This window comes from Achromobacter sp. JD-1 (assembly GCF_038594925.1).
Taxonomy (GTDB): Bacteria; Pseudomonadota; Gammaproteobacteria; order Burkholderiales; family Burkholderiaceae_B; genus Achromobacter; species Achromobacter spanius_C.
The window spans coordinates 1-3,644 of sequence record NZ_JBCGCS010000051.1; the positions used below are offsets into that span (position 1 = coordinate 1).

Consider the following 3,644-nt stretch of genomic DNA (forward strand, 5'->3'; position numbering starts at 1 on the left):
GGCTTCGCCTTCCTTCAGAACAGCAACGATCTGGCTCTCGGTAAATCTGCTTTTCTTCAAGGGAATCTCCAACTCAGCGAGGCTCCGAAATTCTACCGGGCGGTGTCTACCTGAAGGGGGAGCTTACGAGGTTAAGCGGCTAATGCAAATGCCTCAGCCGGGGTCTTCATGCCGAGCGCCTGGTGCGGGCGCCGGTGGTTATAAAAGCGTATCCAGTCCCCTACCACGCGGCTGGCGTGCTGGATGGTCTCGAAGCGATGCCGATGCGTGCATTGCTCTTTCAACGTGCGGATCACGCGTTCGACCATCCCGTTCTGTTGCGGGCAGTGCGGCGTGATGAACTCTTGGCGCAGCCCGTAGCCTCGCACCAACGCTGTATAGCTACGAGAGGTGAAGACCAACCCGTTGTCGGATCGCAGCAGGAACGGCACAGGCACGCGCGCAAGCCCCCCCATCAAGGAGACAATGGCTGCTAAGAAATCGGAGCAATAGTTAACCGAGGCATAAACTGCGCATCATTAATATCCAGCGCAACGAGGAAATATTCACTAATCTGCCACGGCTTTTTCTTTCCGTTTAACTCAATTATCCCTATTTAATTACCTGCATTTCCAATAATCCCTTCCACCCAAAATCCAATATCTTTCCGAATCAGGAATTAGCGCTAAAAAATCCCCGTACTGCGCAAACCATTCCGCACCAGCAGATTTCTCGTGGAATCTGTGTTTTTCAAGATGCATGTATATTTTTCGATCAAAATTTATATAAAACAACGGCAGCTTGGATGCCATTATTTGTGCGCACCTACTCTCATCATCAGTTAAGCCCCCCCCTGTGACCAGACTGCTTTCCACCTTATCCAAAACACTGACGGGATCGTGAGTGCCTCGAAACATAAAACCCATCAAATCTGGTGTTGAATAAACATGATCCATCCGTGGACCCAAGTATTCAAGAAAATTATCCGATGTTAAATCTAGAACCCCCCCTCTAAATGCACGGCACGCCGCCTCATATTGCGACTCCGAAATTATTTTTTTTTCCAGATAAGCTTGATAGTCGATTTCAGCATTAAGAGAGAAATTATCTTTGACATCAATCAACCAACGAATTTTCCCCATATGCACAATAAAACCTATGCAAAGCTCCCCTGACCACAAACGATCTGCTGTTTCATTATTCAAAATCACTTTCCAAATTCCTTTAAAAAATCACTCTGAGAATAAACTCTCGCATTGCTAGAGTGTTTTTCCAGCAGCAGTTCCCACATTTTGGGCAATTCCAGCGACGTCCCTGGAGTTGTGGAATCTACGATTTTTGGTGCATTAGTATCTCGCGGAATTCCCGGGATAGGCTTCTGCGGGATTGCACGTTCCATTATCTTATTATGGAGACCAGCACCCACCTCAAATACGATGACAGTTCCATCAGGGCGCTTGTTATTCAGATAATACACGGCACGCCCCCCTCCGAAACTCACACACAACTGACCAGAGCACCCGGGATTAATACTAATAGTTCCATCTGCATTTACCGTTATTCTATTTTGACTCGTAGCACTTCCTGCTCCACCACCCTCCACTCGGAAATAGATTTCCGACTTTGGCTTCGACCCGTCGCTCAACAGGCTAGGCCCTACAGGATCATATTTTCCGGTTTATGGGATTCTGCCTCGCCAGCACGGTCGTACCGTCCGCAGCCAACACCTCAGCATTGCGCACCGTCCAGGAAGCGCCATCCGCATAGACCATTTTTGCCGCTGCCATCTCCAGCGAGCCCCCGGCAGCTCGCGTCGCGCTCATTCGTACCGCATCGATCACCGAGCCTCGAATCGCACCACCAATTCCACTGGTAGCGAGATCGAAAATCATCCACGTCGCATCGACTTTTGGCGTCAGTTCGCTTTGCGTCCTGTACTGCGCAAGAAGGCTATCCAGTTCCTTGATCGAGTTTTTCAGTTGCAATGCGCAAGCCGGTACTTGGCCGCATGCTGAATTTCCACCAAGCATTGTCTCCAGTTCTGCTCGTGTTGCTTCCAACGACGCAGGGCCGAACACGCTCTTCATTTGATCCAGCGCTTGCTGCGTACCCTCCGCGTTTGCGGCTTTCATTCGCTGGATGAGGTCCTCGTACTCCTCCGGTTGTAGCTGGTCGCTCAGAGCAAAACGATTGATCAGACTTTCGTGAAGCTTCGGATCGAGCGAGTTATTGTCCAACTCGGCAATCGCAGCGCTTGTAATCGTGGCAATTCCGTCAGCACCTGCCACTGCTGCTGCGCCGGCAATAAGCGAAGCCACCAAGTTGCGTCGCACCTCACGCTCTTCATTCGAACTCCCCTGAGTGTTATCAAGCAGAGCATTGATGAGCACAGCCGCAGCGCCACCTGTAGCGCCGGCCGCGCAGCTTTGGCCACTTGCCGCGGCGACAGAGCAACCGACTATGCCCTGCAAGGCAGCATGTTCTGGAGAGCCATCGCGGATGATGCCGCTACTGACCCACTTGCCAACCTCGGCAGCACCCAACTGCTGAACGTAGCTCACGAGCGCCCGTTGGGCGATATCCGCGGCTGCCCCGGTCACATTGCTGCCGGTTGCGATCATGACGGCATTCGCAATCCGACGATAGGTTCCGCCCGGGAGCCAAAGTTTGGCATCCTTGTACTGGCTCTCGAGCTCAGCGTATCTCGTCGGATCATTTTCAGACTTCATCGCTTTCTCAAGCGCATCAGCCTCCTTCGCCCGATTCGTCAAAAACTGCCCCATCTGCCGACTGGCTTCTGACGCAATCTCAAACCCCGCCTCGATCTTCTCCTTATCAAAGATCGGCTTCAGCGCATTCAACGTATCGGTCGTGTCTCGGTTCAACGACGCGATCGTCTCCGCCGCAGTCTTGCCGGTCAGGGCAAGTTGGCCAGCCCCATCACGAATGACTACGCTGCCGCCGCTGATGGCGCTGTGTGTAGTCGAATTGGCATTCCCAGACGCCGCAACGACCACGGGCATACCGGCGGACATTCCATTGCTGTTCGTCGGTAAGCTCGTGCCGGGCACCTTATCCGCACCGCCCGCCGCTTGCCCTTTCGAGTTCGTACCGACATCACCCTGCTTAGCTTCCGCTCCCCCGCTGCCTCCCCAGCTATACCCGCCGCTGAGCGCGACCTGATCAGCCTTGTAGCGCGCAGTATTCTGCAAGTCTTTGACAATGAGCGTGCCGGTGGACAGCTGATTCAGGCCGTCTGCCACAGCCTGCTCACTGCTCGATATGACGCCACCAATCAGCGTGTTGTTCTGGCCCACGTTCACCAGAAAACCGCCGTCACCCGCTTTCAGCCCCGCCTGCTGTGTAGCGGTCTGGAAATTGCTGTCCATCCTGCCTTGCGAGACATTTCCGGAGACGGAGCTTTTGCAGTAGCCGTAATGCGAATGCTGGCTTGCATGCCGGCGCTCTGCTGCTTGGCATCGTAGGTGCTGGTGTCTTGCAGCGTCTCGATTCGAAGATTCTTGCCGACCGAGGCGATGATCTGATCTGCGCTGGCTGTTGCGTCGATCAGAATGAAATAAGGTGTCAGGGACTGTCAGAAATTTTGTGTTCTAGGCGTTGTTCTGACGTTGCATCATTTACTCGCTGGCCCACTGGGCGTTGGT

At 53.3% G+C, this 3,644-nt stretch carries 5 protein-coding genes; all 5 read right to left on the reverse strand.

Annotation, left to right across the window (positions count from 1 at the left end; all coding sequences use genetic code 11):
* Positions 1-131: 131 nt before the first annotated feature.
* Positions 132-431, reverse strand: coding sequence for an integrase core domain-containing protein (locus WBR68_RS30940; protein WP_230696208.1), 300 nt, complete (start codon positions 429-431; stop codon positions 132-134).
* A 168-nt stretch (positions 432-599) separates the two neighbouring features.
* Positions 600-1,190, reverse strand: a complete 591-nt coding sequence (locus WBR68_RS30945) for a hypothetical protein (protein WP_230696209.1) — start codon at positions 1,188-1,190, stop codon at positions 600-602.
* Positions 1,187-1,456, reverse strand: coding sequence for a hypothetical protein (locus WBR68_RS30950; protein WP_230696210.1), 270 nt, complete (start codon positions 1,454-1,456; stop codon positions 1,187-1,189). The genes WBR68_RS30945 and WBR68_RS30950 overlap by 4 nt, the downstream gene beginning before the upstream one ends.
* Before the next feature lie 187 nt (positions 1,457-1,643).
* Positions 1,644-3,368 (reverse strand): hypothetical protein, encoded by a 1,725-nt coding sequence (locus tag WBR68_RS30955; RefSeq protein ID WP_230696211.1) that lies wholly within the window; start codon positions 3,366-3,368, stop codon positions 1,644-1,646.
* Complete coding sequence (locus tag WBR68_RS31580; protein ID WP_370641304.1) at positions 3,326-3,568, reverse strand: hemagglutinin repeat-containing protein; 243 nt, start codon at positions 3,566-3,568, stop codon at positions 3,326-3,328. Before WBR68_RS31580 ends, WBR68_RS30955 begins: the two co-directional genes overlap by 43 nt.
* Positions 3,569-3,644: the final 76 nt, after the last annotated feature.